The following is a 2,010-nucleotide window of genomic DNA, read 5'->3' as shown; positions in this document are numbered from 1 at the left end:
GTTCATCAGATTTTTTAGAGATACGCCGTACTCTTCATCCAGGGCTTCAAGAAGAGCCCTGTATGCTTTATATATCGTATTTTGCTTAGTATCGCATGAAAACTCGCCTACTATTTCAAACTCTCCGCTCTTTTGTTTGGGGGCAAATGAGAGTTCATCATAAAGAGAGTCAACTCTCATAAATCTTGAGATAATCTCATGGTAGTTTCCGCGTTTGCCGATAATTTTTAAAAATATATTTACCTTTGCGTAAGCCTTATAAAGCTTCATTGGGCTCTCTCTTATTTTTTAAGTATGGCACTAAGCATGGTTAAATCATCTAGTTTCGTCTCTTTAGAAGATGCTATGTTGGCATCTTTGACATCATCAAGAAGCTCTTGTCTGACTATGGAGATATTTTTAGGAGCATCGATGCCTATCTTTACGACACCTTTATCTATGGAGATGATTTTAAGTACAATATCGTCTCCGATAACAATCGCCTCGTCCGTTTTTCTGGATAGTACTAGCATTCAATCCTACCTAATTCATAATTTACTTCTGCATTCGCTATATTTATAACAGAGATGAAACTGCCGCCATCAAGCCAATAGTATCCATCTTCTTTTATCTCTAAATCATCTAAAGCAAGAACTCTTCCATATCTTAGATTGTCTTTATCACCATGGTAAAAATTCTCATGGATATTAAGAGATTTTTTAATATCAAGCAGCTCTTCGTCATTATATCTAAACTGCCCCTCACTCAGTCTCTCTAAGGCGCTAAGGCTTCCAAGCTCCACACCGAGTCTCTTTGCTATAATAAGACCCAGTGAGCGGATGTAAGTCCCCTCTGATACGGTTGCCTCAAATGTAACAAATGGATGGCAGTAACTTATGAGTTTTGTTTTATAAATCGTAGAACTGATTTTATTGAGCGTAAACTCTTTTCCCGCTCTTGCCAAATCATACGCTCGTTGTCCATCTATGCGTTTTGCGCTAAATATCGGAGGTTCATACTCAAGCTTGCCCTCCAAAGATGCAATGACATCTGAGATTTCAGCCTCTTCAAACTCTTTTAAAATCTCCACATGCTCAATCAGCTCCGTATCCAAAGAGTCTGATTTTGCACCGAGCCAAAGAGTAGCACGATAAACTTTTGGAGTTTTATTTAAAAAACGAAAAAGTTTTGTATACGATCCCATTCCTATAAGAAGCACACCCTTCGCAAACGGGTCAAGAGTTCCCGAAAAGCCTGCTTTTTTCGTTTTATACCTTCTTTTCAAGCTTGTTAAAAAGAAATTTGAACTCGCTCCCGTTGGCTTATATGCGACAAAGAGCCTATTCATAGTCTTTCAACAAATGATGCCAATATATCTCTTTTTGTGCCGGCAAAATTGATGTTTAGCTTAAACTCTCTTCCGGATTTGCTTACACCGGTTATTCTGCCGGTACCGAAGATTTTATGCCTGACGAGATCGCCCTTCTTAAAAGCGGTATTTTTCTCAACTATCAGTGAACCTTCACAAAGTCCCGCTTCATTAAAAAATCTGCTCTTTTGCAAATCGCTTCTTCTTCCTTTGTAAAACCTGCTCTCTACATGAGAGAGAGTAAGTGTCTCTTTCGCTCTTGTAAAAGAGACATATCCAAGGCGTCTCTCCTCTTCAAGGTCGCTGCCATCACCCACAAGCGGCAAAAAGCCCTCTTCCAATCCGATGATAAATATGTGGTCAAACTCCAAGCCTTTTGAGGCGTGGATACTCATCATGTAGATGCTCTCGCCCTCGACTTGGTCTTGTTCGCTCTGAAGTGTGAGCTCATTTAAAAACTCATCAAGTGAAGAGTCCGGTGAGTTCTTCACAAAATCTCTAAAGAGACCGTAAAACTCATCCATATTTAAAACTCTCTCCGCTTCATCAGGCATACCCTTATATATATCTTTGAGATGAAAAGTCTCTTCCAAAACATCTATAAAGTCATACGTCGATTCCGTTACCGACTTGGCTACCGCTTGAATATCTTTTACAAACTT

At 39.4% G+C, this 2,010-nt stretch carries 3 protein-coding genes and 1 pseudogene; all 4 read right to left on the bottom strand.

The features are described 5' to 3' along the window. Positions 1 to 270: pseudogene (locus tag RQ763_RS11540) on the bottom strand (4-(cytidine 5'-diphospho)-2-C-methyl-D-erythritol kinase); the annotation flags it as partial. Between the two features lie 11 nt (positions 271 to 281). Then, entirely contained in the window at positions 282 to 512 is a 231-nt protein-coding gene (csrA, locus tag RQ763_RS11535; RefSeq protein ID WP_294929801.1) for a carbon storage regulator CsrA, read from the bottom strand. Then, positions 506 to 1,327 (bottom strand): tRNA pseudouridine(55) synthase TruB, encoded by an 822-nt coding sequence (gene truB / locus RQ763_RS11530; RefSeq protein WP_314153135.1) that lies wholly within the window; start codon positions 1,325 to 1,327, stop codon positions 506 to 508. The genes csrA and truB overlap by 7 nt, the downstream gene beginning before the upstream one ends. Continuing rightward, a partial coding sequence (locus tag RQ763_RS11525) for an ATP-dependent helicase (RefSeq protein ID WP_314153134.1) occupies positions 1,324 to 2,010 on the bottom strand: 687 nt, incomplete at its 5' end. The genes RQ763_RS11525 and truB, both read right to left, overlap by 4 nt.

It is taken from the genome of Sulfurimonas sp. (assembly GCF_032250635.1).
GTDB lineage: Bacteria > Campylobacterota > Campylobacteria > Campylobacterales > Sulfurimonadaceae > Sulfurimonas.
This window is presented reverse-complemented; position numbering and strand designations above follow the sequence as displayed.

Bases quoted from the DNA above. Each gene is read 5' to 3' on its own strand.
- csrA (WP_294929801.1), bottom strand. From the start codon at position 512: ATGCTAGTACTATCCAGAAAAACGGACGAGGCGATTGTTATCGGAGAC.
- truB (WP_314153135.1), bottom strand. From the start codon at position 1,327: ATGAATAGGCTCTTTGTCGCATATAAGCCAACGGGAGCGAGTTCAAAT.